Here is a 22349-nt window from a genome sequence, read left to right as displayed (position 1 = left end):
TGGAGATACCTATGAACCTCAGCATCGAACAAGTCAAAGTCATGGCACAGCTACAGGGTCTGACGATTCCCGACGATGAACTCAGCAATATCGCGACTCGCCTCTCCACCTGGCTGACCGCCATGGAGCAGATCGAGGCCGAGCTCGGTGACCAGATGAATGCCGTCGACCCGATCCCCCCCGTCTTCCCACGTGAGGAGTTCTGATGGCCACACCGCTCGTGGATCACCTGGAAGGCAAGGCACTGAGCGTGGTACGCCTCCCCGGCCGCATCGCCAAGCCCCGCCAGGACGGTCTGACCATCGTCGCCGACCGCGGCCTGGGACGCCACGCCCAGGATGACCTGCTGGAGCTGGCGGCGGACTACATCGACATCGCCAAGCTGGCCATGGGCGTGGCACGCCTGCTGGACCCGGAGGTGCTGCACGCCAAGCTGGCGAGCTACGCGCGCCATGACATCCCGACCTTCTTCGCCGGCGAGATCTCCGAACTGGCGATCGTGCAGGGGATGGCCGGCAACTACTACCAGGCCATTCACGATCTCGGCGGCTGGGGGGTGGAGATCTCCAACGCCCAGGTCGCCATGGGTATCCGCGAGAAATACGAGTTCATTGCCCAGGCGCGCGAGGTCGGCCTGGAAGTGATCGCCGAATGCGGGCGCAAGGGCGGAGTGTCCTGGGCCGGCAGCAAGCGCCTGGTGGCCGCCGAGGTCCAGGCTTGCCTGGCGGCCGGTGCCCACCGCGTGCTGATCCAGGCCGAGGGCCTCAATGAAGGCGTCGAGGAAGTCAACGAGTCACTGATCCAGGACCTGGTGGGTGAATTCGGCCTGGAGTCACTCATCTTCCAGGCCAAGGAGTCTGACCTGCGCTCCTGGTTCCTGACCACCTTCGGCGCGCGCGTGAACCTTGACGTGGACAGCGACCAGGTCCTCGACCTGGAGTCCCGGCGCCGCGGGATGCGCAAGCGTGGCGTTTTCGGCCTCATGTCCGGTCTATGACCGCCTCGACGGCGACACCCCAAATCAACAGCGATACCACGGGAGGAACTATGGCGGAGCACATAGAACATGAGGGGCCGACACTATCTGAACAGATGGCCGAGGCCTTTAGCCAGTGGACGTTGAATAACCTCCCGGAGACGGCCAAGGCCGTGGCGACCAAGGACCTCATCGACATGGCCGGGCTGTGTGTGTCCGCACGCCAGCAGCCGTATGTGCAACAACTGGTCGCCGGCTGGGACAGCGACGGCCCCTGCACGGCCTTCGGCCATGCGCGAGGCTTCGATACCGCCGGCGCGGCAGTCGTCAATGGCACCGCCACCCATGGCGAGGACTTCGACGATACTCTCGAGGGTGCCCCTATCCGTGTAGGGGCCATGGTCATACCGGCCGTGCTGGCGGTGGGCGAGCGCTTCCAACTGTCCGGCGAGCGCGTGCTCACCGGGATCATCGCCGGCACCGAGGCCGTCTGTCGTCTCAACCATGTGGCGGCCGGCCACATGCACAAGGCCTGCTTTCACCCAGTGGGAGTTATCGGTGCGCTGGGCGCTGCCATGGGGGCCGGCACCGCCCTCGGCCTCGACCGCCGCCAGCTGGCAATGGCCATGGGTGTGGCCGGCAGCTTCTCTTCCGGCATCATCGAGTTTCTGACCGATGGGGCCTGGACCAAGCGCCTTCATCCCGGCTGGGCCGCCCAATCCGGAGTGCGCGCCGCAGTGATAGCCCAGCAGGGGTTTTTCGCGCCGCGCACCATCCTGGAAGGTGAGCACAGCTTCTTCCGTGCTTTCGCTCCCACAGCGACACCGGACTACCGGCATGTGGCGGAAGGCCTCGGTAAAACATTCTATATGGAACGCATTGCCTTCAAGCCTTATGCCTGCGGCACCATGATCCACCCTTATATCGACTGCATGATCCGCCTCGCCGAACAGGGCGTCGACGCGGACGAGATCGACTCGATCCTGTGCCCGACGGGCGAGGGGCTGGTCCACCGGCTTTGGGAGCCCCTGGCCGCCAAACATGCCCCCCCCTCCGGCTATGCCGCCAAGTTCAGCATGCCCTACTGCATGGCCGTCGGTTTTTTCGAGCGCGATGCCGGGCTCGAGCAGTTCACGGACGCCAAGGCCAAGGACCCGCGAATCCTGGCACTCGCGCGTAAGATCTCCTACCAGATCGATCCGGCCAACGAATACCCACGCAACTACTCCGGGCACCTGCGGGTGCGGCTCAAGAATGGCGAGCAGATCGCCCTGGACCAGCCGCATATGCGTGGCGGCGTCCACGAGCCGCTGACCCTCGAGGCAATCATCGCCAAATATCGCGCCAACGTCGCCTACGGCGGCTGGCCCGCCGAACGCGGCGAGCAACTGCTGGACTACCTGCAAGAACTTCCTAAAGCAGGTGATCTTACAGGCTTAGCGACCTTCAGGGGTTGACGAAGGCTGTGGTATTCGTTGCCTTATGGTATGTTTTCTTTTATTTTATATAAATTATCATTATGGAGCCCAACATGACGAAAGTATCGACGGCGAGCGCTCCACGCTCCCTATCCGAGCAATTGGCAGAGTGGGCCGCCAATCTGGATGAACACGCTGTTCCCGACACGGTTCGCAGCGCCGTAGCCAACACGGTCCTGGATACCGTCGCGCTCGCCATCGCCTCGCTCGATACCGATTACGGTCGGGCGGTAAGTCAAGCCGCCGACACACCCGGCAATTGCACCGTCTTCGGTAGCGACACGCCGCGCAGCCCCTACGATGCCGCCCTGATCAACGGCACTACCGGCCATGGCGAAGACTTCGACAACACCTATGAAGGCTGCCCAGTGCATTCCGGGGTCGTCGTGGTCCCGGCCCTCTTCGCCGCCGGCGAGGCTTATGGCCTGTCCGAGGGCCGGGTTGCCCTGGGCATGGCGGTGGCCATCGAAGTGATGTGCCGACTGGGAGCGATCGCCAAGAAGGGGGTTCATGCCGCCGGCTTCCATCCCACCTCGGTGCTGGGCACCGTGGCCGCGGCAATCGGCGTCGGTGTCGCCCGGGGCCATGATGCCGAACAGCTCAAGAATACCCTGGGCGTCTCGGCCAGCATGTCGGCCGGCATCATCGAATACCTCGCCGACGGCTCCTGGACCAAGCGCATGCATGCCGGCTGGGCCGCCCAATCCGGGATTCGGGCAGCGGCGATGGGCGGGGCCGGCTTTCATGGACCGGTCAGCGTCTTCGAGGGCGTGCACGGCCTCTACAAGGCCTTTGCCCCGTCCATCGAGCCCGATCTCACGCTCCTGGTCGACGGCTTGGGCCAGCACTGGGAGGCCGCCAATGTCGCCTTCAAACCCTATGCCTGTGGCACCATGACCCAGCCGTACATCGATTGTGCCGTGCGCCTGGCACGTCGCGATATCAAGGCCGCCGACGTCGAGGAAATCGTCTGCCAGGTCGGGGAAGGTACGGTTCACCGTCTCTGGGAGCCGCTAGCCCACAAGCAGCGCCCGCCAACCCCCTACGCGGCCAAGTTCAGCGGTCCCTATACGGTGGCAGCAGGGTTCTGCTATGGCGATGCCGGCCTGGCCGAGTTCACCGAGACATCTATCCGTGATCCCGAGGTGCTGGAGCTGGCTGCCAAAGTGCGCTTCGAAGTCGACCCCGATAACGAGTACCCCAGTAACTACACCGGCCATGTTGCCGCACGGCTCAAGAACGGCGAAACCGTATCCGAGTTCCAGGGCCAGTTGCGTGGCGGCCTGCACGAACCCATGAGTCGAGATGACCTGCTCGCCAAATGCCAGGCCAACCTGACGTTCGGCAACTGGTCCGGCCCCGACGCAGCCGCCCTGTCGACCTTTGCCGACGAGCTGTTCGGCAGTGCCGTCCCCTTCTCCGCCAAGCTGCTGGGTAAGTAACCGACGCCCACTCCGGCATGCCCCCTGACGCCGAATGCAGCGGCTCAGGATGGCCACATCATCTGCAAGGAGTTAAACCATGACCACGGAAACCAACATCACCCGGGATGCCGTACAGTTCATCCAGAACGTGACCTTTGCAGACCTTCCCGCCGAAGCCCTGGAAATCGGCAAACGCTGCATGTTGGATACCATGGGGCTATATGCCGCTGGCGCCACCGAGCATTCGGTGCACATCCTGATGGAGGAAGCCGTCTACCAGGGGGGGCGAGAAGACGCCCTACTGCTGGCCGGTGAGGGACAGCGTATTCCTACCCCAGCTGCCGCCCGCATCCTGGGCACCTCGGGCCATGCCCACGACTGGGATGACACCCAGGTCAGCCATGACCCACGCCACGTGTACGGCCTGCTCACCCACCCCTCTGTGCCACCGCTGACCGCCGCTCTGGTCGTGGCCCAGCAACTGGGCGGCGTCTCCGGTGAAGCCCTGATGCTGGCCTTCCAGACCGGCGTCGAAGTGGAGTCCAAGATCTCCGAATGGATGCTGCCGGACCACTACCGCCGCGGTCACCACACTAGCGGTACGGTTGGTACCTTCGGCGCTTGCGCCGCCGCCGCCAAGCTACTGGAGTTGACCGACGAACAGCTCGCCAATGCGCTGGGCATCGCCGCCAGCTTCGCCGCCGGCATCCGCTGTAACTTCGGTACCATGACCAAGCCGCTGCATGTGGGCCGTGCCGCCGAGAACGGGGTGACGGCGGCCATGCTGGCCAAGCGCGGCTTCACCGCCGACCCGACCGCCCTCGATGGGCGCTGGGGCTTCCTCCAGGTGCTGGGTGGCGGCTACTCCGAAGAGAAACTGAGCCAAGGCTTCGGCAAGACCTTCACCATCGTCTCGCCCGGCGTCAGCATCAAACCTTACCCCTCCGGCATCGTCACCCATCAGTCCATGGATGCCATGCGCAACCTGGTACTCGAACACGATATTCAGCCGGAGCAGGTTGAGAAGATCGACTTCTACGCAGCCAACAATATCCTCGAACCAATCCGTTACCCCATCGCCAAAAATCATCTCCAGGCCAAGTTCTGCATGAATGCCCTGCTGGCCATGCTGGTGCTGCGTCGCCAAGCCGGCGCCAAGGAGTTCACCGATGAGTTCGTCAGCAGCGATCCCATGCAGGACATGCAGAAGCGCATCAGTCTCCATCTCGATCCCGAGATCGAGGCCATGGGCTTCGACCGCATTCGCTCGCGCATCGTGCTGCAGACCAAGGATGGCAAGACGTTCGAGAAGTGGGCCGATGAACGCTATCGCGGCGGCCCGAGCAACCCCATGACGAATGGTGAGGTCGAGGAGAAATTCCGCGTCTGCGCCCAGGGCCTGTTGGACGAAGAGAGCCAGAAGGCCCTCATCGCATCCATCTGGGCGGTGGATACGCTGGCCGACAGCGCGGCCCTCACCGACTGGATGGCCAATGTCGCCAACGAGGCATGAGGCGCGCTCCCCATGGCAGACCGTCCCCGAGCAATGATCCGGAGGGGAACGCAATGCGCATGACCCACCCGGCCAGCAACATGAATGAGCTGACCACCGAGTGACGCTCAGCCGTCAACTGCCCGCGACTCGCGGGCAGTACTAGTTCGGGGTTGCACTAACCCGATCATGGGCCAGGCATCGATCGCCGGCATCACCTGAACGGATCGGAGTACCTTTCGCTTGGACTTTCTCGCCCTGGGAGCTTTCAGCGCCGGCGAACTGATCGCCATCCTGCTCGCGGCACTGGTCGCCGGCACCCTGGGTGGCATGACGGGGTTCGGCGGCGGACTGATCCTGCCTCCGGTACTGGCGCCGATCATCGGCGTCAAGGCCGTCATCCCCATCATGAGTGTGGCGATGCTGCTGGCCAATGCCCACCGCTTCTGGCTGTACCGCAAGCTCATCGATGTCCGCTTGACCGGGCTGGCCCTGATGACCGCCATTCCCGGGGTGCTGATCGGCACCTTCGTATACGTGCGCCTAAGCAGCGAAGCGGTCTCGATCATGCTCGGCCTGTTCCTGCTGATAGCCGTCCCCCTGGGGCGCTATTGCGCAAGGCGCAAGATGCAGCTCAGCCCTAGGGGCCTTGCCATCGGCACAGGCCTGTTCGGTATCGGCTCGGGCACCACCACCGGCATGGGCATGTTCCTGGTCCCCATGCTGCTGGGTGCCGGGATCAAGGGGCAAGCCTTCCTGGCCACCGATGCCGCCATTTCCACCGCGGTCAACACCACCAAGGCCATCGCCTTCAGCAATCATGCCCTGCTGACGCCCAGCATGCTCCTGGCCGGCCTTCTGCTCGGGCTCTGCACCATTCCCGGCAATTACCTGGGGCGATGGGTGGTGAGCCACACCTCGGTCAAGCTGCATACCACCATCATGGAGGGCATCATCATGGTCGGCGGCATATCCCTGCTATGGCGCCCGGTCATGGACCTGCTGGGATAACCGGCAACGCCGCCCGCCAGCTAGCCATTCGGGTACTGGTCGGATTGCTCGACGAGGAACACCTTGAAGGCCTGCCACAGCGGGCTTCGATAACGCTCCGGATGCCACACCAGGGAAAAGCGTCGTGTCAGGCACAAGTCGCTACTCAGGGCGATCAGTTCACCGCGCTCGATCTCCCCAGCCACGCTCAGCCACGACAAGCATCCCAGGCCCAACCCCGCTCGCACCGCCTGCTTGATGGCCTCGTGCTGACCGAGCTCCATGCGAATCGCCAAGCGGTCGACATGTGCGCCCAGGGCGATCTCGAATACCTCACGGGTCCCCGAGCCCTTCTCACGCATGATCCAGCTCACGTCGATCAAATCATGCCTCTCGAGGCGGCCAACCCGGGCCAGCGGATGCTGCGGGGAACAAATGATCACCATCCTGTCCTGGCACCAGGCCTCGCTGGCCAGTCGTGGCTCATGGCATTGCCCCTCGATCAATCCCAGGTCGGCATTCAGCCTGAGCAGATCCATTACCACTTCGCCGGTATTGCGCAGATTCAATCTCAGGTCGGCCCCAGGATGCCGCTCGTTGAAACGTCCCGCCAGCGCAGGCAGCATGTAGGTACCGATGGTCGCGCTGGCCGATACATTCAGGGTGCCACTCAACCTCCCTTCCGGCTCCTGCGCCGACCTCACGAAGACTTCCATTCCATCCAGCAGGCGTTCTGCCTGTGGCAGCAGGTGGCGGCCGATATCGTTGAGGCATAGGCGACGCCCCAGGCGCTCGAAAAGGGCAACGCCAAGCTGTCGCTCCAGGTCCGACAGTGCCTGGCTGGTGGCGGATTGTGACAGATGCAACTGCTGCGCCGCGGCAATGACGGTACCGTTGCGAGCCACGGCGGCAAACACCTGAATCTGGCGAAAAGTGACGGGAAGCGACATAGCAATCCTAGCGAAAAGATAACAAGGAGATCATGGCAACACCTTGGAGAGAGCAACGCGCACCCTCAGCGAATCGGTCGTTGCTTGTCGAGAACAGCCACTCCTGCCCGATGGCCCCATGCAATGGGCATGACGCTCAAAATCCTATAATATAAATGATACAATGAAACGGAGGGAGATTTCGCTTTCAACTGGCAACCGAGAGGCATGCGCCCCATGGAAAAATCACGTCATGACTCCCAGGCCACGCCACCCCCAGACGTCGTCATGCCTCGCAAGCGGGCGACGACCGCTCCTCACCAGGAACCGCCTACCGGCATGAATGAGACCAGACCCAGCTCTAAGCCCTTGTATCAGCAGGTCAAGCAACACCTTGTCTATCGGGTGCTCAAGGGTGAATGGAAACCGGGCCAGTGCCTGCCCAGCGAAATGCGCCTTGCCGAAGAATACCATCTCAGCCAAGGCACGGTACGTAAAGCCATCGAGGAAATGGCGAGTGAAGGCCTGGTGACGCGACAGGCCGGCAAAGGCACTTTCGTCACCTCGCATAACGGCGATTACCAGCCCTTCCGCTTCCACCAACTCTACCGCAACACCGGGGGTAAGGTGGCGGGTAACGAGGCGACCTACCTGGAGACACGCCAAGCCGAGGCCGATGAACGTATCGCCCACGGCCTGCATATCGCTCCCGGGTCGACGGGCACCGAAACCCTGCGCCTGCGTCATCTGGATGCCCGCCCCGTCCTGCTCGAGCGAATCTTCCTGTCCGACGATCTGTGCCCCGAGGCCTGGCGAATCCTACAGCAGCACTCGCCGGGCTCCATTTACCTGATTCTGGAACAGGAATACAACCTGCTAATCACCAAGGTCGTGGAACAAGTCCGGGCACGGGCGGCCACCGCGGAAGAGGCCCGCTTCCTGTCCATCGAGCCGGGCATTGCGGTACTGGAAGTCGAGCGCGTAGCCTACAGCCTGGGCGGCGAACCGGTGGAATGGCGCACCATGGTCGGCATGACCGATACCATCCACTACCGCAACGAAATGGGCTAGCTACCCCGAGCGCCCCCCAAACAGCCGCAACACGAAGGGCGCCAGCGCGTTCAGCAGGATGCTGCGAGCGATCTGATGGAACGTCACGAAGACGGGATCGACACCCAAGGCCGCTGCCAGCAAGGCCATCTCAGCAAGCCCGCCGGGAATCACCGCGAGCAGCGCCACCGCCAGGGGAACGCCCAGCACAGTATGCATGACGACCGCCACTGCCACTGCCGTGGCCAAAGTGACGAGGGTCGCCAGCAGCGCATGGCGACCGGTGCCCACCAGCAGTGACAAGGGCATGCGGTAGAAGCGCGCTCCGATCGTGGTGCCGAGCACCAGGAAGGTCCCGGCGAGCAGCCACTCAGGCAACGCGAGGCGATACCCCATCAGCGACAGTATCGACGCCGCGATCATCGGACCGATCATCTCGGGAACCGGCAGGCTCAGCCGGCGAGCCAGAAACCCGGCCGGGAGGGCCGCCGGCAGGATCCACAGATGCTCCCCCAGCAAGTTCCACGATGTGGGATTGCCGCGCTCCAGGCCAGCGTCGAGGCCCTGCCACGCCATATACAGCGGCGGCACGACCATAATCACCAACGTGACTCTTGCCAGGTGCGAGAGAACGACCTTGGGCCCGTTTGCCCCCATGCGTATGGCTATTGCCGGAATATTGCTAATCGCCCCCGGCAACGAGGCCGACACCGCCGAGAGCCGATCGAAGCCGCCAATGCACCGGTAGTAACTCGCGGTCAACACGGACATCAACAGCAGTCCCAACACCATCAGCATCAGGCTGAAAGGCCATTGGCTCACGCGCTCAAAGGTCTCGGGCGTCACCGCCGAGCCCAACAGCATGCCGACCATGCCGCGAGAACCAATGCGCAAGGGGCTGGGCATCGACAGCGAAATCCCGGCTAGGGATATCAGCATGGCGGCAAACAGCGGCCCCAGCATCCAGGCCAGCGGTATCCCGGCCCAGCTTGCCAACCCACCGCCCACCAGGCCGATGCCCCAGGCACGAAAGAAGCCGCTATATGACTCCCGGCGGGCCCCAGGGGTTGGTGGGCTCATGACACAAGCATCACATGCATGAGCTATCGCCACCGCACCCGAGTAAAAAGTGCTTCATCTATCAAGCCTGACGACGCTTAGCCCGTTGCCGGCTCACGACCTCGCGAATCATCGGGTAGAAGAAGGACAACAAGGCCACACAGAGAATTACCGCCGAAATAGGCCGCGTGAAGAATACCGTCCAGTCACCATCCGACATGATGAGCGCCCGGCGCAGCGAGGTCTCGATCATGAAGCCCAGTACGAGGGCCAGAATCATCGGCGCCGGCGGGAAATCCAGCTTGCGCATGATGTAGCCGAGGACACCGAAGAACAGCACCAGCCTCACATCGAACAGCAGCCCGGTGATCGCCATGGCGGCCATGAAGGCAATCCCCGTCACCCCGGTAATCAGATAGGGCTTGGGAATGCGCATGACCAGCGCCAGGTAGGGCGTCAGCAGCAGCCCGAGCACCAACAATACCACGGCACCGATGGCCAGGCCGAAGAACAGGCTATACACCAGCACCGGCTGTTCGGTGAAAATCTGCGGGCCAGGACGCAGGCCATAGAGGATCATCGAGGCCAGAATGACGGCGGCAGCCCCCGATCCCGGCACCCCCAGGGCCAGCAGGGGCACCATGGCCCCACCTTCGGTGGCATTGTTGGCGGCCTCGGGTGCCGCCACGCCCTCCTGGGAGCCGTGCCCGAATTCCTCGGGATGCTTCGAGAAACGCTTGGCCTCGTTGTACGCGATGAAGGCTGCGATCGACCCCCCTGCCCCCGGCGCCGTGCCGACCAGCATGCCGATACCCGAGGAACGGAAAATCGTCGGCAGTAGAGCTCGAACTTCCTTCCAGGTTGGCAGTTCACGCGAGAAAGCCTGCACTTTCGCCTGGACATTGGGCTTCTGTGCCTGTACCAGCACTTCTGCGATGGCGAAAACCCCGATCATCACAATCAGAAAATTGATGCCATCCATGAGTTCGAAGCGACCGAAGGTGAAACGCGGCAGGCCGCTGAAGGGATCGGTGCCGATGGTCACGATCAACAACCCCATCAAGGTAGCAATAGCCCCCTTGAAAATGTTCTTTGTCGCCATGCTGGCCACCATACTCAGGCCGAAGACGCCTACCGCAAAATACTCGGGGGCGCTGAAGCGCAAGGCAAAAGCGGCTAGCGGCAGGGCGATCACCGCCAACAAAATGGTGCTGAGAAACCACCCGATCGCGGAAGAGATACAGATGATGCCCAGGGCCTTGCCGGCCTGCCCCTTCTGCGCCATCGGATAGCCGTCGAAGAGTGTTGCTGCTCCCGAAGCTGCCCCCGGCGCATGCACAAGCGCCGCCGTCACCCCGCCACCAAAGTTTTGCCCGCCCCAGAGCCCGAGCATCATGATAAGAGCCGTTGCGGGGGGCATGCCAAAAGTGAATGGCAGGATAAGGCTGATCCCGATAGCCCCATTGATGCCTGGCAGTATTCCGGCAATGATGCCTATGAATACACCAAGGACAAGAAAAAATAGAGTATATGGCGACAAAACATTGAGTAAAGCCTCGCCAATTGCGGCAACCTCTATCATAGTGGTTTCCTCTAGAGCCTGGTTGTTTTTTAACCGTAAACTGAAAGTTACGACTAGAGAGTAGGTCGCTAGAAAAGCGAAGCCGTTGGCACATTCATTCCGAAGATAACGGCAAAAAGCAGATAAAGCACCGCGGTGATACCAATAGTGCCAAGCATAACCCGTAGAGGCCGGTATTCTCCGGCGATCATGATCAAGGCCGCAAAGACCACCAGTGAAGCGGGGATGTAGCCGATCAGCGGAAGAATCATCGTGTAGACAGCCATGACGGCGATAAAGCCGAACAGCCTCAGGGTCCCGGGGCGCATTCCGCCGATGGTCAGCGCGTCGCTGGGTTCATCATCCGGGACTCGTTCGTCCTCATCCCTGGGTACCGACTTCCCCTTGCCACCACCGACCTGGCCCCCCTGAATCTCGATATTCATCCAGCCCGTGATGATCAACCCCAGGCTTGCGAGCATGAACAGGACCGAGATCAGGCGAGGAAAAAAGCGACCACCCAGCTCATCGGTTGCCGTGAAGGAGGGCACGTCAGCCGACAGCCAGAAGACGAAGGCGCCGATGGCAAAGCAGACGATCCCGGAAAGCACATTGGTACGATTCATCAGGCGTACCCTTATCGAAATGCCGAGTTGAGAGCGGCGGCAGGCATGACCGACTCACTATCGGCCATGCCTGCTCAACCAGCTAGCGAGGAGTGTCAATGATTGAACAAGTACCGCCGAAGCCTACTGCAGACCCTCAACGAACTCGCGGATCTCTTCATTGGCCACGTGCAGGAACTCGGTAAATTCTTCGTGGCCTAGATACGAAGGTGTCATGCTGCCCTCGCTCCAGTAGGTCTTCCAGGGCTCGTCATCGACGATATCGCGCAGTGTGTTGCCGATCGCCTCGACCAGCTCCGGGTCCATATCCGGCGGACCAAAGACACCGCGGAACTTGTTGGAAATCACTTCGTAGCCCAGCTCCTGCAAGGTGGGCACCTCTGGATAGGTCTCAAGACGCTCTTCCTGGAAGACGGCCAGCATGCGTAAGGTGCCGGAGTCAAGATGGGTCAGGGCCTGGCCGGGCTCACCGATCACGGCATCGACATGCTCGCCCAGCAGGGCTACGACCGCATCGCCGCCCCCCTCATGAGGGATGGTGCGCACATCAATGTCGGTCTCCCTGGCAAAATTCTGCAGTACCAGCTGATCCAGCGACCCCGCACTACCGATGCCGATACTCAGGCTGCGCGGATTTTCCCGTGCATGCTCGAGAAGTTCTTCGATGGTCTCAAACTGGCTGTTCTCGTGTACATACAGGGTAGTGGGATCCGTCAGCAAGCGCGCAATGGGCGTCAGATCCTGATAGGTGGGAATACCTGGGGCTCGCAGTGGTGTAATCAACTGAGTGGGCGTGACGGACAGGATGGTATATCCATCGTTGGGGGCTTGGTTGGCCATCCAGGACATGGCCACAGCCCCCGAGCCACCGACACGGTTATCCACCACGGTATTGATGCCAAACTTCTGCTCCAGGGTACGTCCCATGTTGCGCAGCATCACATCCCCGCCCCCGCCGGAGCTGGAGTGGGTGACCAATGTCACGTCCTGCGTGGGCCACTGAGTGTCGGCCACCACTGGCATGGCCAGGGGCAGTGCCACTAGTGTCGATAGAAGCATTGTTGTTTTTCGCATTGTCGTCCTCCTCATCTGACGGGGAGCCTCTAGGCGCTGCGGCCAGCACCTGCGGGCATTGCTCTTCCCAAATTCATATTTTATATAATTTACAAGACAAAGGTAGCAACACCACTTCGCTGACGCAAGGGGCCGTCGGGAGCGAATGACCAGCCTACGACTAAAGGACGAACACGCACCGCAGCCGCCCGAACAACCCGACGCTCGGCGACGGATCCCGCCCAGCGAGCGGGGAAGCGCTAAGGCTCATTGCCACCGCAAGAGCAGCCTGTGCTCGCCCTTGCGGCGACAAGACGCTCGCAATAATCGAAGGCCGTCTCGAAGGTCGCTGGACGGTATAGCCTGTCGCGCTTGGCCCGGGCGTCGGCAGCAGTCGGAAGGACCAGCCCCCCTCCAGCCGACATCGCCAGCAGCTGCACACGGCAGGCCTTCTCGAGCAGCAACGCCGTCATCACCGCCTCGCCGATGCTCTGTCCCGCCGTGACAATGCCATGGTTGCGCATCAGCGCCGCCCGCTCCGCGCCCAGCGTGCTCGCCAAAGCCCGCCCCAACTCGGCATTGACGATCAGGTCGGAGGTCTGACTGAACACAGGCAACCCATCGATGAACAGCGCCCCTTCATGACCCACCGGCTGCAGCGGGACCCCCAGGGCACTGAAGGCCACGGCATGGCAGGGATGTGTGTGCACGACCGCCTGGACATCGGCACGCCGGCGGAAAATCTCGGTATGAATGAAGACCTCGGCATGCATCGGCCAGCGGCCGGTCAGTCGGTTGCCATCCAGGTCAGCCACAATCAGGTGCTCGTCATCGATCTCTTCAAGCCCCAGCCCCGCCGGCTTGATGAACAGCTTGTCCGGCTCGCCGGGCATGCGAACCGACAGATGCCCCCATATCAGATCGCCTTGATCATGCCCGGCCAGCACCCGACAGCCGCTGACCAGACGCTTCCGCACTGCTTCCACCATCGCAGACGACATGACACCTCCTTTAGGAATGACCGTGATCGTTAGACAAATTACTATAATTTATATAATATACCAATTGTGACGTAGCATCGGGGAGACCTCTCCCATGCCCGGTCACCCCATCGGCAATCAACGGGCTTAGGCGCGGCATTGCCTGAACAAATTTAATAATCAGGAGGAAACGCCATGCGCATTGCTCACCTTGCAATCAAAGTGGATGATCTGGACGCCGCGGGCGAATTCTATGAAAAGGTTTTTGGCCTGCGGGATGTCAGGCAGGGCCATAACCGGGATCACTATTCCCGTCACATGACCGACGGCAACATCGATATTGCCCTGCTCAAGTACGATGACGAGCAGGCGTCCCGAGAAGGGAGCGCCAGCGGCACGGGGCCCGGCATCCACCACTTCGGCTTCGAGGTGGAGGACGTGGACGCCTTCTTGAAGATGGTGGAACAGCATGGCCTGGAAGTGGTCAGCGCCCCGGGCGTCATCCCGGTCAAGTTCCGCCTGCCCGGAGGTGGCGTCGCCGAGTTCGCCCCCCAGGGGCATTTCGATATCTCCTGACGGCACGCAATGCCTCGTCCGTGACGGACGGGCAGGAGTCTCTCCCCGGTCGCCGGCGGTACCTCACCGCCGGCGCTCGACTGTGTGGGTAAGAACACGGGAGAATGAAGCAGCGAAAAATAGCGCAGGACAATACGATGCCCTGGGCGTGAAACCCCAGGTTCGAACAGTCGGCGAGTGCAGGCGCTAAAGGCTGACTCCACCAGCCAGAATGAACGCCAGCACCAGAACGAGCAGAAAGACGGTTTCGGCTACCATCAGAATCACCGGCCTCCACCCCACCACGGCCAGCTTCTGGAAAGACGTCTTGATCCCCAGCGCGGCAATGGCCGTCACCAGGCACCAGCGGGAAAGATCTGTCATACCATCGGCAAGGCTCTCAGGTATCGCCCCCATGCTGTTGAGGATCACCAGCATCACGAAGGCCACCAGAAAGCCGGGCAACCTGGGCAGCCCACCCTTGCGTTCGCTGGCTTGCGCCTGGCGAAACAGAAACATGAAACACATCACGACCGGCACCAGCATCGCCACACGCATCAGCTTGACGAATGTCGCTACATCGCCGGCACCTTCCGAGATCATGTATCCCGCGCCGACGACCTGAGCCACATCGTGGATCGTTGCCCCCAGAAACACCCCGGCCTGCTGGTCCGTGAGGCCGAGGACACCGACGATCAATGGATAGAGCACCATCGCCGCCGTTGACAGTGTGGTGACACCGACAACCGTGAGAATGGTATTGCGCTCACTGTTAGCCTCACGGGGCATGACGGCGGACAGGGCCAGTGCCGCAGACGCCCCACAGATAGCCACAGCCCCACCCGTCAACAAGCCCAAGTCTCGATGCAGGCCGAGCAGCCTGGCCAGGAGGGCCCCCATCAGGATGGTCAAGACCACCCCTACCATCGCCATGACAATTGGCCCGCCCCCCAGAGAAACCACCTGCTCAAGGGTGATTCTCACCCCGAGCAGTGCGACGCCAACACGCAGAATGACTCGCGCGGTGAATTCGATCCCGGCCACGCAACGCCCTTCTTCAGAAAGAAAGTGGAGCGCCATGCCAAACAGCAACGCGTACAGCAGGGTAGGGCCACCGTAATAATCGGCAATAAAGGTGGTCGCCAGCGCAATGGTGATGCAGATCATCACACCGGGCATCACCTGCGGAACCCCCTTGAGTGCCGCTCGAGACAAGGTAGCCGGGCTACGAAGAATTCGCCTGCCACGCTCTATCATCATCTTCGTCATCTCCATGCCATATCCCGGTGTACGCCTCCCCCAGTACGGGGAAGACGCCGCGGATAGCGCCACTTCACTTAACAAGGGAACGTCAAGTTCGTCAGCGTCAGGCAGCTTATGACGGTATATGCCCACCTTCCATTGGGTAATAAAGATATGACTATTCAGCTGAGCCGATGGCCACTGACAGTCGGCGAGGGCCAGGGGCAGCATCCTCTCTGCCGGTATTCCAGCGTTACAATAGTGGCACTGCCAAGCGCGACCCGAATACCGGTAACGACACCATCGAAGGGTGCCACCACCCAACTGCGATCCGCATCCCGTCGTGCCGTCTGCTCCACGGCTTGGGCCCGTGCCAACCGCGCCTGCAGGCTTTGCAACCGTGCCTGGTGCTCGGCAATGGCTCCCTCGCGGGTGGCCACCGTCAGGTCGCTGGCGTTGTCCAGGTCCGATGGGGAGGCGAGGTTGCGCTCGACCAGCGAGCGGGTGCGCTCCATCTGACGCTGTGCGTTGGCGACGATATCGCGCTCCCGCGCCAGGGCTTCACGGTCGTTATCGTGGCGGATCCGCTCATTGGCGACCTGCGCCTCGATATCCGCCACCTCCGCCTCGGCCTGACGCAAGGGCGGCAGCGTATCGGCTTCATCCAGTGCAACGAGCAGTGTGCCTGCCGCCACACCCTGTCTCTCCTGCCCTGGCCGCTCGGCGACCCGCGCCGGCATGGGGGCCACCAGGCTGACCCGGTCCTGCGATACCACCTCGCCGAACAGTGGCAGCACCGGCACATGCTCGCCATAGGCCACCACCACCGACTCGACCCGCCAGCTGCGCTCCTGCGCCACCGCCTCTACCGGCTCCGGACGCGTGAGACGCAGCACCAGGAAGCCCGCCACGCCAATGGCCAGAATCAGAACGGGAAGGAGACGCTTGATCCTGTGGGCTTCCTGGAACATGCAAAGAACGCATAGGAATGAAAAAGCACTACTATACCGCCCAAGCGAAGGCGGTGGGCAGCGCTGTGACGGGGGGTGACAGTGTTACGCCAGCAAGACCCTCGGCCGTTACGGTTTATCTTCCCGCCCCAAGCCCTTATAATGCGCAGCCGTTGCGCCCCCATAGCTCAGCTGGATAGAGCGTCCCCCTCCTAAGGGGAAGGTCCCAGGTTCGAATCCTGGTGGGGGCGCCAATCATTTCAATGGGTTAAGATGATACAGGTATCGTCAGCATCGGCCGCAATGTCATTTATCCCCTAGCCCGTCCCCTAGATTGGTAAGCATTACCCCTCCAACTATCTCAAAGTGCCGCCTTCCTTGGTCGGCACTCTACAGCCCCATACTCTTCGCCCGGACCCCCAGCGACTCGATACGCTGCTCTAAGGGAGCAATCCGCTCAGATATGCGGTTATCATGACGAGTGTCCAGCCAGCCGAGAAACAGCCAAGAGCCGAATATTCCGGCGATGATCCACGCGGCTGAGCCAAGGTCGAGGTTTGATGCTTTGATTTGTGGCATTTCATAGCTCTAGATTTGTACCTGATTTGGGGTTTCATGGGGCTTGCACTCCCTCGTTAGCTACCTCATGGCGCCATTCGCCATTCGCTTGGCGTTCCATGACGACACGCGGGCCGGTGCCATCCATGCCCACCAGCTCGATACGGTCAGGGCCTGGGTCGATAGGCTTGCGGGCCTCCAGGGTGGCAAGACGCTTTTCAATGTGGTTCATAGCTCGCCCTTCGTGTGGTTCCGGTATGCCTGCTCAAACGTCTGGTTCGTCGGTCGCTGCCAGGCTCCAGGCGCGTTCTGGTCATACATGCCGGCAAAGCTGAGCACTAGGCCCCGCTGAGGTTTCCGACGCTCCAGGGACTCGATACGGCGGCGGGTAGTGGTCATGGGCGGTAGCTCCTCAGCAGATCTCCAATAACAGCGAACGGCACGGAGTCCAGCCATTCGCGGGCATCCTGGGCAGGTCGAGGCGGCGGTACGTCATGACCACGGTCGAGCATGGCGCGGTGGATGCGCTGGGGATTCGCCTCTCCGTGGGGGGTATGGGCGGCCAGTACCGCCTCTAGCGCGGCCAGGCGTTGTTCAATGCGAGTCATCGGGTTAACACCGCTTTAGAGGCGGCCACTCCATGCGGTGATGCCAGGACAGCACGCACCACAGCGGCCCGATGGTGGTCGCCAGCGGCCACAGCAGCCGCCAGACAACGCTCCAATGCCTCGACCACCTCACGACGAAGGCCGCGACCAGCGCGGCTCTCCAGGGCGTTAACGCGATTCCGTAGGCTCACCACAGCCCCAGTACTCGGCTATTCATCGAATCGGCGATCCAGGTGGCGCGGCGTCCGGCAGTGTGCAGCTTCGCCGCTAGCTCTCGACCTCCTGTCAGGCTTCCACGCTCGACGCTAACGCCGTGCTCGTTAGCCTGCCGGGCGTTGGTGGCCCAGCGAATAACATCTTGGTCGCCCACGGCGGCTAGTGCGGCTTCCAGCTCGGCGGCCTTTTGATGCGCAGTCTCCAGGGCGGCCACCAGGGCGGCGCGGCGTTGGTTAGCCTCGCGGGACAGTTGCTTGCCCTCGGCTTCACGCGCCTGGGCGGCTTCGGCTTCGGCGGCTTGCTCCAACGGAGTGCGGCGCATCTCAAGGGCGCGGCGCTTCTCTTCGGCCCTCTCCAGGTCCTCGGCCAAACGGTCGGCCTCATCATCGTTGCCAGCAGTCACAGCCGCGTCGTGGTCGTCCTGCCGCGCCTCGATATAATCCACCAAGACGGACATATCATCGTCCAGCAGCTCTAGACGGTGGGCGGCGGAAAGAATCTTACGCTTGGTCATTATTGCTTACCTCGTTTCCACTGATTTTGAATAGCTGCGGCGGCCTCGTCCATCTGCCCCCGCTGGCGTTCGCGGTGCTTTTCGAGCCGCTGGGACTGTTCATGCAGCCGCTGCTGAGCCTGACGCTGGATTTCCATTTCGTCATCGGCGCTATCACCTCGGGTACTAGCCAGTCGCAGTACATCGGCGGCCAGTGCCTCCAGATTCTTTCGGCCAAGGTGGCCCCATTTCGCTTCAAGATCGAAGGCGATTGATTTAGCGTTCATTGGTATTGCCTCGCTGTTGCTGTTCCGCCTTACGGCGATGCTTGGGGGAATTGCCCGGCATGGTGCCGCCACGCTGGGTAAATTGGTGCGGGTTACATGCCCGGTCCAGCTTGCGCAGTTGTGCCATTGATTTACCTCGTCTCAAGATTAAGTGCAGCGTCATTGATGGCCCGATCCAACGAGCGATAAACGACGGACTCAATACGCTGCGCCTGCTCCTCGGGGGTGCCAGACGTAATGTCAATTGTGATAGGCGCGGTGACGTTTACTTGGCGGTTATCGACGCTGGCGCCCCCTGCCCCCTCAAGGATCTGCTGGCCAGCAACTCCGCTAAGGTCGTCGGTGTTCGGGAACTGCTCAAGCTGTGCGGCACCTTCGGCACCCTCACGAAGCCGACCAAGCGCCCCGGCAGCGCCGCCATCGTTCATGAACCTAGCTAGCCATTCGGGGAGCAACAGTGTTTCCAGATAACCGCGAATCTTGGCGGCAAACTCGTCTGTAGCGCGATCCATATTGCCGAGCGCTTCCAGCCAGCGGCCCTCAAACAAGTTGCCGACAAGCTCTCTCCAATCGGCAGCGAACTGCTCCCACGTGCCGAGAATATATTCAGCGACGGACTCATGGCCCTGGGTCCAGCCCCACAGATCCTCAAGGACGAGGGCTAGAGCGGCCATGATGGCCAGATGCGGGATTCTCAGCATCATGAGTCCCAAGAACTTCATGGCACCGCCAGCGGCTGTTATAGCGGCAGCCAGCGCCCACACGCCACGGATAACACGGGTAGCGACCATGGCGCCCAGCAGAGACACCACAAGCCTCATGGTGCTTTCCCAACCACCCATCGACTGAGCAACTTGGTTTACGATGCCGATAACGCGACGAACGGTTGACCAGAACACCCGAAGGCTCGACACCAATTTATCGACAAAGGCGGCGATGTTCTGCCGGATAATCTCGCGGTTTTCGATGTACCAATCACGGATGCCATGCGCTATTTCAATGACGATAGGCATTAGCCGTTCGCCCACCCAATAGCTCAGACCACGCACAATAGTTTGCAGGTCGTCCAGGGCATCGCCCATTATCTCGGCGTTCGCCGTGCCTTTTACTGACATGGCACCGCCCAGTAACTCGAAACGCTCCTGAGCCTCTGCAATGCCTTCAGCGCCCTGCTCAAGCAGCAGCACCATACGGGCGCCACTGCGTCCGAAATACTCCTGGGCAAGCGCGGCTTTGTCGGCCTCGTTGGTTAATGAGGCGAACTCATTAGCGAGTTGGGGGAGAACATCGGATGCCGTCTTACCGGTGCCTGCCAGGTTCTTGTTGAGGAATTGAAGCGCGTTGTCCAGGGTGCCAGTTTCAACGCCTGCCTGCCCTGCCACGAAACGGAGCGATTGCAGCTCGTCGGTTGTTGTGCCAATGAGGCGGGCAGTTTTGGCGATCTCATCCCCGGCAGATTGAGTGCTGCGAGCCAGCCCGAACAGGGCGCCTGTTGCGGCGGTGGCCAGGCCGACAACCGCCGTAAGACCTTTGGTCAGTGTGGCGACGGCTTGGTCAGCTTTGTTCAACTGACCTTGGTTCACCTCAAACCCAAGCGTTGTAACTAGCTGCCTCACAATCATGAGAGGCCTTCCTTGCGGCGAAGGCTCGCAATAGCGGTTATGGCTAACTCGTCGCCCGCCTCTGCCATGCGGGCAAGGCGCCACACAAGGCCATGCTGTTCAACCTCGGTCGGCAGGTACTCATGTCCGTTAGCCGGTCGGTTGTAGCGGGCAATATCGAGCAAGGCGGCAATTGCGGTAACTTCATCTTGCTCGGCCATCTTGCGAAGGCGCTTAACAAGGCGCTTTACCTGGGCGGGGGTTTGGTCAGCCATTAGCAGCTTCCTCCAGCTTCGCCAGTCGGCGTTCTAGCTCGTCAATCTCGGTGATACGAGCCACTTGACCCAAGGCGCCGACAAGCTGGCTCGCAACATCGGCGGGGATCTCACCAGACGCGGCAGCATCCACCAGGCGGCGGCTCACGCCTGCCAAACCCTCGGCCCCTTCAAGGCTCACGCTGATAGGCGCGGGCTGTGCTTTGAGCGTGGGCGATATGCGGTCAAGGCAGATACGCAGCGCGGTCGAATCTCCAGCTAGGGCCAACTCGACGGCCTTTGCAGCCAAGGCGGGGCCATGCTCGGAAAGCTGACGGCGTAACTCAGTGGTTGCCGATTTCGGACGGCCTGCTGGATTACCAGAAACGCCTGGTTTCCATTTGCCGTCGGATAGTCGTTCGGTCATAGCCAGAATCCTCGTTTAACTACAACCATTATAGTTAAATTCTATCAGGATGACAACAGGCAGTAGCAGGTGCCTATCACCAAAAAATCACGATAATAGGAATAATCTTGAATTTGCTGCGAACGCAGCATGGATTCAGCCCCTACGCTCAGGTAGGGTCAGCAAGTCGAATATAAGCAAACGCAGAGGAACAGCATGAAAAATACAGTGGCGATAGCGGGGGCACTCTTGACGGCAGCACTCGGAGTCAATGCACATGCCGTCGATGATTGCGAGGTAGAGGATTGGGTGCCGGTAGGAGAGCCAGGGTTCGGCGGGGGTATGATTATATCGGGCGTGACAACTTGTGAATCAGCTCGCATAAGATTGCGAATCTATTCGGAAGATGGTGAGTATCTGGGCAATGCGCGGGCTTTTGTAAGGGGGCATAGCTTTGATGCCGCTGCCCTGATTGATTATCGAGAAGACTTGAAAATTGAGTTCAATTTATCGCCAGCCCCTTGGGACAAATAGCGTGTTGTCAGCGTGGGTATCAGGTGGTGCAGACGGTCGCTTTGCATCTCTATGGTAGGTCGCATGGTGGGTGTATTGATTTTCACCCTGTAACCCATTGAATAGCCAATCGGTATGGCGGATGCTCTGTCCTCTCTCTGGCGTTGCCTCCGCCTACCCGTTCCTTTCCGCCAGCTTGCTCATGCACCCTCCTCCTCCTTGAATAACTGTCGCCACTCCTCGATGGTGCCGTCTACTTCCGGCAACTCGTCAGGCTCATCTAACAGCACTACTTCACCTTCCACCCGCTCATTGGAGTACATGGCCACGTCTTCGCGGCGGACCTCTCTGCGCAGCACTAGCGGGCTTCCCAGCCTGTCGGCGTAGCGCATGGCGAACCAGCACGCCATGCGGCGGTTAGTGGTCCATGAGAGGCCAGCGGCGGCGGCTTCATAGTCAATGCCTGCTGTGCCTCGCCAAACGGTTAGGCGTTCAGGTAATGCGCTGGTGTCGAAGTCTGCGTAGTCGAACAGCTCGGAAACTTCGACAGGGCGCAAGAACGCAGCTTCTATGACGTGCTGGTAATCATGCTCCCATGCGAGCTGAAGAAAGGCGCGGTAAGCGGGAGCCGGTATGCCCATTTCCCATAAAGCTACGGCTGCCTCCCCTCGCTGCTGGTTGCCCATAGCCACGCACAGGTTTAAAGCGGCTTCAGTATCTCCCGCAAGCGTATCGGCCAGGAACGCCTCCCCCCATTCCGGGGTGAGTTTTTCGATGCTCATGATTTCATCTCCGGCGGCCAGCGACGCAGCACCCGCAATTTGCCCTGACTGGTCAGGCGGTACACGTTAAGGATGCCATTGACGTTGCGCAGGACCACATAGACGCGACCCTCGATCTCCATCACGTCGCTATCGTTACCCGGCTGGTCGCGATTACCAGCGCGAAAGTGTGCGGCCATGGCGCGGCGGGTAAGATCGTTAGAATCGTATTGCATGGGACCACCTTGTATCGTCGATGTTATATCTATGATATAGGCATGAGAGCA

Annotated in this window: 27 protein-coding genes and 1 tRNA gene; 11 read left to right on the top strand and 17 right to left on the bottom strand. The window is 61.1% G+C overall.

What is annotated here, in order from left to right; genetic code table 11:
* The first annotated feature begins 11 nt into the window (after window positions 1-11).
* The 6 genes from LY622_RS21370 (at window position 12) to LY622_RS21345 (ending at window position 6381) form a co-directional block, all read left to right on the top strand.
* Window positions 12-206 carry a hypothetical protein gene (locus tag LY622_RS21370; protein WP_234253735.1) on the top strand — a complete coding sequence of 65 codons (195 nt, stop codon included), beginning with the start codon at window positions 12-14 and terminating at the stop codon, window positions 204-206.
* Window positions 206-997 carry a phosphosulfolactate synthase gene (locus tag LY622_RS21365; protein ID WP_234292736.1) on the top strand — a complete coding sequence of 264 codons (792 nt, stop codon included), beginning with the start codon at window positions 206-208 and terminating at the stop codon, window positions 995-997. Before LY622_RS21370 ends, LY622_RS21365 begins: the two co-directional genes overlap by 1 nt.
* Window positions 994-2433, top strand: coding sequence for an MmgE/PrpD family protein (locus LY622_RS21360; RefSeq protein ID WP_234292735.1), 1440 nt, complete (start codon window positions 994-996; stop codon window positions 2431-2433). Before LY622_RS21365 ends, LY622_RS21360 begins: the two co-directional genes overlap by 4 nt.
* Window positions 2434-2507: 74 nt before the next feature.
* The gene (locus LY622_RS21355) at window positions 2508-3896 is read left to right on the top strand and encodes an MmgE/PrpD family protein (RefSeq protein WP_234292734.1); all 1389 of its coding nucleotides are present in this window, start codon (window positions 2508-2510) and stop codon (window positions 3894-3896) included.
* Between the two features lie 79 nt (window positions 3897-3975).
* Entirely contained in the window at window positions 3976-5391 is a 1416-nt protein-coding gene (locus LY622_RS21350; protein ID WP_234292733.1) for an MmgE/PrpD family protein, read from the top strand.
* Between the two features lie 222 nt (window positions 5392-5613).
* Entirely contained in the window at window positions 5614-6381 is a 768-nt protein-coding gene (locus tag LY622_RS21345; protein WP_234292732.1) for a sulfite exporter TauE/SafE family protein, read from the top strand.
* Between the two features lie 20 nt (window positions 6382-6401).
* On the opposite strand, the gene LY622_RS21340 is transcribed toward LY622_RS21345, so the two are convergent.
* Window positions 6402-7310: a LysR substrate-binding domain-containing protein gene (locus LY622_RS21340; RefSeq protein ID WP_234292731.1), complete on the bottom strand. Its 909-nt coding sequence runs from the start codon at window positions 7308-7310 to the stop codon at window positions 6402-6404.
* A 318-nt stretch (window positions 7311-7628) separates the two neighbouring features.
* Here LY622_RS21340 and LY622_RS21335 point away from each other — a divergent pair, with 318 nt between their 5' ends.
* Window positions 7629-8360 carry a GntR family transcriptional regulator gene (locus tag LY622_RS21335; RefSeq protein ID WP_234292730.1) on the top strand — a complete coding sequence of 244 codons (732 nt, stop codon included), beginning with the start codon at window positions 7629-7631 and terminating at the stop codon, window positions 8358-8360.
* Here LY622_RS21335 and LY622_RS21330 read toward each other — a convergent pair whose 3' ends face one another.
* The 5 genes from LY622_RS21330 to LY622_RS21310 form a co-directional block, all read right to left on the bottom strand.
* Entirely contained in the window at window positions 8361-9419 is a 1059-nt protein-coding gene (locus LY622_RS21330; protein WP_234292729.1) for an AbrB family transcriptional regulator, read from the bottom strand. It abuts the gene before it with no gap.
* A 61-nt stretch (window positions 9420-9480) separates the two neighbouring features.
* Window positions 9481-10980 carry a tripartite tricarboxylate transporter permease gene (locus tag LY622_RS21325; RefSeq protein ID WP_234292728.1) on the bottom strand — a complete coding sequence of 500 codons (1500 nt, stop codon included), beginning with the start codon at window positions 10978-10980 and terminating at the stop codon, window positions 9481-9483.
* A gap of 68 nt (window positions 10981-11048) precedes the next feature.
* A complete protein-coding gene (locus tag LY622_RS21320) occupies window positions 11049-11585 on the bottom strand; it encodes a tripartite tricarboxylate transporter TctB family protein (RefSeq protein ID WP_234292727.1) in 537 nt (178 codons plus the stop codon).
* Between the two features lie 123 nt (window positions 11586-11708).
* Entirely contained in the window at window positions 11709-12659 is a 951-nt protein-coding gene (locus LY622_RS21315; protein ID WP_234292726.1) for a Bug family tripartite tricarboxylate transporter substrate binding protein, read from the bottom strand.
* Between the two features lie 239 nt (window positions 12660-12898).
* On the bottom strand, window positions 12899-13639 hold the full coding sequence (locus tag LY622_RS21310; protein WP_234292725.1) for a class II aldolase/adducin family protein: 741 nt from the start codon (window positions 13637-13639) through the stop codon (window positions 12899-12901).
* A 174-nt stretch (window positions 13640-13813) separates the two neighbouring features.
* On the opposite strand from LY622_RS21310, the gene LY622_RS21305 reads away from it, so the two are divergent.
* The gene (locus LY622_RS21305; protein WP_234292724.1) at window positions 13814-14194 is read left to right on the top strand and encodes a VOC family protein; all 381 of its coding nucleotides are present in this window, start codon (window positions 13814-13816) and stop codon (window positions 14192-14194) included.
* Window positions 14195-14380: 186 nt separating this feature from the next.
* On the opposite strand, the gene LY622_RS21300 is transcribed toward LY622_RS21305, so the two are convergent.
* On the bottom strand, window positions 14381-15448 hold the full coding sequence (locus LY622_RS21300; RefSeq protein ID WP_234292723.1) for a YeiH family protein: 1068 nt from the start codon (window positions 15446-15448) through the stop codon (window positions 14381-14383).
* 149 nt (window positions 15449-15597) lie between these two features.
* Complete coding sequence (locus tag LY622_RS21295) at window positions 15598-16386, bottom strand: HlyD family secretion protein (protein WP_234292722.1); 789 nt, start codon at window positions 16384-16386, stop codon at window positions 15598-15600.
* A gap of 156 nt (window positions 16387-16542) precedes the next feature.
* Here LY622_RS21295 and LY622_RS21290 point away from each other — a divergent pair.
* Window positions 16543-16619, top strand: a tRNA-Arg gene (locus tag LY622_RS21290).
* Window positions 16620-16978: 359 nt separating this feature from the next.
* Here the strand turns inward: LY622_RS21290 and LY622_RS21285 are convergent.
* From LY622_RS21285 to LY622_RS21275, 3 genes are all read right to left on the bottom strand, one after another.
* A complete protein-coding gene (locus LY622_RS21285; RefSeq protein ID WP_234279013.1) occupies window positions 16979-17155 on the bottom strand; it encodes a hypothetical protein in 177 nt (58 codons plus the stop codon).
* Window positions 17156-17318: 163 nt separating this feature from the next.
* Window positions 17319-17531 carry a hypothetical protein gene (locus tag LY622_RS21280; RefSeq protein ID WP_234292721.1) on the bottom strand — a complete coding sequence of 71 codons (213 nt, stop codon included), beginning with the start codon at window positions 17529-17531 and terminating at the stop codon, window positions 17319-17321.
* Between the two features lie 187 nt (window positions 17532-17718).
* Window positions 17719-18261: a hypothetical protein gene (locus LY622_RS21275; protein WP_234292720.1), complete on the bottom strand. Its 543-nt coding sequence runs from the start codon at window positions 18259-18261 to the stop codon at window positions 17719-17721.
* A gap of 101 nt (window positions 18262-18362) precedes the next feature.
* On the opposite strand from LY622_RS21275, the gene LY622_RS21270 reads away from it, so the two are divergent.
* Window positions 18363-18515: a hypothetical protein gene (locus LY622_RS21270; RefSeq protein ID WP_234292719.1), complete on the top strand. Its 153-nt coding sequence runs from the start codon at window positions 18363-18365 to the stop codon at window positions 18513-18515.
* Between the two features lies 1 nt (window position 18516).
* On the opposite strand, the gene LY622_RS21265 is transcribed toward LY622_RS21270, so the two are convergent.
* Genes LY622_RS21265 through LY622_RS21250 form a run of 4 tightly spaced genes read right to left on the bottom strand, consistent with a single transcriptional unit; the run spans window position 18517 to window position 20809 of the window.
* Window positions 18517-18654: a hypothetical protein gene (locus LY622_RS21265; protein WP_234279017.1), complete on the bottom strand. Its 138-nt coding sequence runs from the start codon at window positions 18652-18654 to the stop codon at window positions 18517-18519.
* 4 nt (window positions 18655-18658) lie between these two features.
* Window positions 18659-20149, bottom strand: a complete 1491-nt coding sequence (locus LY622_RS21260; RefSeq protein ID WP_234292718.1) for a hypothetical protein — start codon at window positions 20147-20149, stop codon at window positions 18659-18661.
* The gene (locus LY622_RS21255; RefSeq protein WP_234292717.1) at window positions 20146-20403 is read right to left on the bottom strand and encodes a hypothetical protein; all 258 of its coding nucleotides are present in this window, start codon (window positions 20401-20403) and stop codon (window positions 20146-20148) included. The genes LY622_RS21260 and LY622_RS21255 overlap by 4 nt, the downstream gene beginning before the upstream one ends.
* Window positions 20396-20809, bottom strand: a complete 414-nt coding sequence (locus tag LY622_RS21250) for a DUF5681 domain-containing protein (protein WP_234292716.1) — start codon at window positions 20807-20809, stop codon at window positions 20396-20398. Before LY622_RS21250 ends, LY622_RS21255 begins: the two co-directional genes overlap by 8 nt.
* Before the next feature lie 195 nt (window positions 20810-21004).
* On the opposite strand from LY622_RS21250, the gene LY622_RS21245 reads away from it, so the two are divergent.
* On the top strand, window positions 21005-21322 hold the full coding sequence (locus LY622_RS21245; RefSeq protein WP_234279021.1) for a hypothetical protein: 318 nt from the start codon (window positions 21005-21007) through the stop codon (window positions 21320-21322).
* A 179-nt stretch (window positions 21323-21501) separates the two neighbouring features.
* Here the strand turns inward: LY622_RS21245 and LY622_RS21240 are convergent, their stop codons facing one another.
* On the bottom strand, window positions 21502-22083 hold the full coding sequence (locus LY622_RS21240) for a hypothetical protein (protein ID WP_234279022.1): 582 nt from the start codon (window positions 22081-22083) through the stop codon (window positions 21502-21504).
* Entirely contained in the window at window positions 22080-22298 is a 219-nt protein-coding gene (locus LY622_RS21235) for a hypothetical protein (protein ID WP_234292715.1), read from the bottom strand. Before LY622_RS21235 ends, LY622_RS21240 begins: the two co-directional genes overlap by 4 nt.
* Window positions 22299-22349 lie beyond the last annotated feature (51 nt).

The organism is Halomonas alkalisoli, from assembly GCF_021412585.1.
GTDB classification, from domain to species: Bacteria; Pseudomonadota; Gammaproteobacteria; order Pseudomonadales; family Halomonadaceae; genus Halomonas; species Halomonas alkalisoli.
The sequence above is the reverse complement of the archived record's forward strand: the minus strand, read 5'-3'. Positions and strand labels throughout refer to the sequence as shown.

Bases quoted from the DNA above. Each gene is read 5' to 3' on its own strand.
- LY622_RS21285 (WP_234279013.1), bottom strand. From the start codon at position 17,155: ATGAACCACATTGAAAAGCGTCTTGCCACCCTGGAGGCCCGCAAGCCT.
- LY622_RS21235 (WP_234292715.1), bottom strand. From the start codon at position 22,298: ATGCAATACGATTCTAACGATCTTACCCGCCGCGCCATGGCCGCACAC.
- LY622_RS21250 (WP_234292716.1), bottom strand. From the start codon at position 20,809: ATGACCGAACGACTATCCGACGGCAAATGGAAACCAGGCGTTTCTGGT.
- LY622_RS21365 (WP_234292736.1), top strand. From the start codon at position 206: ATGGCCACACCGCTCGTGGATCACCTGGAAGGCAAGGCACTGAGCGTG.
- LY622_RS21305 (WP_234292724.1), top strand. From the start codon at position 13,814: ATGCGCATTGCTCACCTTGCAATCAAAGTGGATGATCTGGACGCCGCG.
- LY622_RS21270 (WP_234292719.1), top strand. From the start codon at position 18,363: ATGCAGCCGCTGCTGAGCCTGACGCTGGATTTCCATTTCGTCATCGGC.
- LY622_RS21320 (WP_234292727.1), bottom strand. From the start codon at position 11,585: ATGAATCGTACCAATGTGCTTTCCGGGATCGTCTGCTTTGCCATCGGC.
- LY622_RS21315 (WP_234292726.1), bottom strand. From the start codon at position 12,659: ATGCGAAAAACAACAATGCTTCTATCGACACTAGTGGCACTGCCCCTG.
- LY622_RS21350 (WP_234292733.1), top strand. From the start codon at position 3,976: ATGACCACGGAAACCAACATCACCCGGGATGCCGTACAGTTCATCCAG.
- LY622_RS21335 (WP_234292730.1), top strand. From the start codon at position 7,629: ATGAATGAGACCAGACCCAGCTCTAAGCCCTTGTATCAGCAGGTCAAG.
- LY622_RS21355 (WP_234292734.1), top strand. From the start codon at position 2,508: ATGACGAAAGTATCGACGGCGAGCGCTCCACGCTCCCTATCCGAGCAA.
- LY622_RS21360 (WP_234292735.1), top strand. From the start codon at position 994: ATGACCGCCTCGACGGCGACACCCCAAATCAACAGCGATACCACGGGA.
- LY622_RS21370 (WP_234253735.1), top strand. From the start codon at position 12: ATGAACCTCAGCATCGAACAAGTCAAAGTCATGGCACAGCTACAGGGT.
- LY622_RS21300 (WP_234292723.1), bottom strand. From the start codon at position 15,448: ATGGAGATGACGAAGATGATGATAGAGCGTGGCAGGCGAATTCTTCGT.
- LY622_RS21245 (WP_234279021.1), top strand. From the start codon at position 21,005: ATGAAAAATACAGTGGCGATAGCGGGGGCACTCTTGACGGCAGCACTC.
- LY622_RS21265 (WP_234279017.1), bottom strand. From the start codon at position 18,654: ATGGCACAACTGCGCAAGCTGGACCGGGCATGTAACCCGCACCAATTT.
- LY622_RS21275 (WP_234292720.1), bottom strand. From the start codon at position 18,261: ATGACCAAGCGTAAGATTCTTTCCGCCGCCCACCGTCTAGAGCTGCTG.
- LY622_RS21310 (WP_234292725.1), bottom strand. From the start codon at position 13,639: ATGTCGTCTGCGATGGTGGAAGCAGTGCGGAAGCGTCTGGTCAGCGGC.
- LY622_RS21295 (WP_234292722.1), bottom strand. From the start codon at position 16,386: ATGTTCCAGGAAGCCCACAGGATCAAGCGTCTCCTTCCCGTTCTGATT.
- LY622_RS21325 (WP_234292728.1), bottom strand. From the start codon at position 10,980: ATGATAGAGGTTGCCGCAATTGGCGAGGCTTTACTCAATGTTTTGTCG.
- LY622_RS21340 (WP_234292731.1), bottom strand. From the start codon at position 7,310: ATGTCGCTTCCCGTCACTTTTCGCCAGATTCAGGTGTTTGCCGCCGTG.
- LY622_RS21255 (WP_234292717.1), bottom strand. From the start codon at position 20,403: ATGGCTGACCAAACCCCCGCCCAGGTAAAGCGCCTTGTTAAGCGCCTT.
- LY622_RS21240 (WP_234279022.1), bottom strand. From the start codon at position 22,083: ATGAGCATCGAAAAACTCACCCCGGAATGGGGGGAGGCGTTCCTGGCC.
- LY622_RS21280 (WP_234292721.1), bottom strand. From the start codon at position 17,531: ATGACTCGCATTGAACAACGCCTGGCCGCGCTAGAGGCGGTACTGGCC.
- LY622_RS21260 (WP_234292718.1), bottom strand. From the start codon at position 20,149: ATGATTGTGAGGCAGCTAGTTACAACGCTTGGGTTTGAGGTGAACCAA.
- LY622_RS21330 (WP_234292729.1), bottom strand. From the start codon at position 9,419: ATGAGCCCACCAACCCCTGGGGCCCGCCGGGAGTCATATAGCGGCTTC.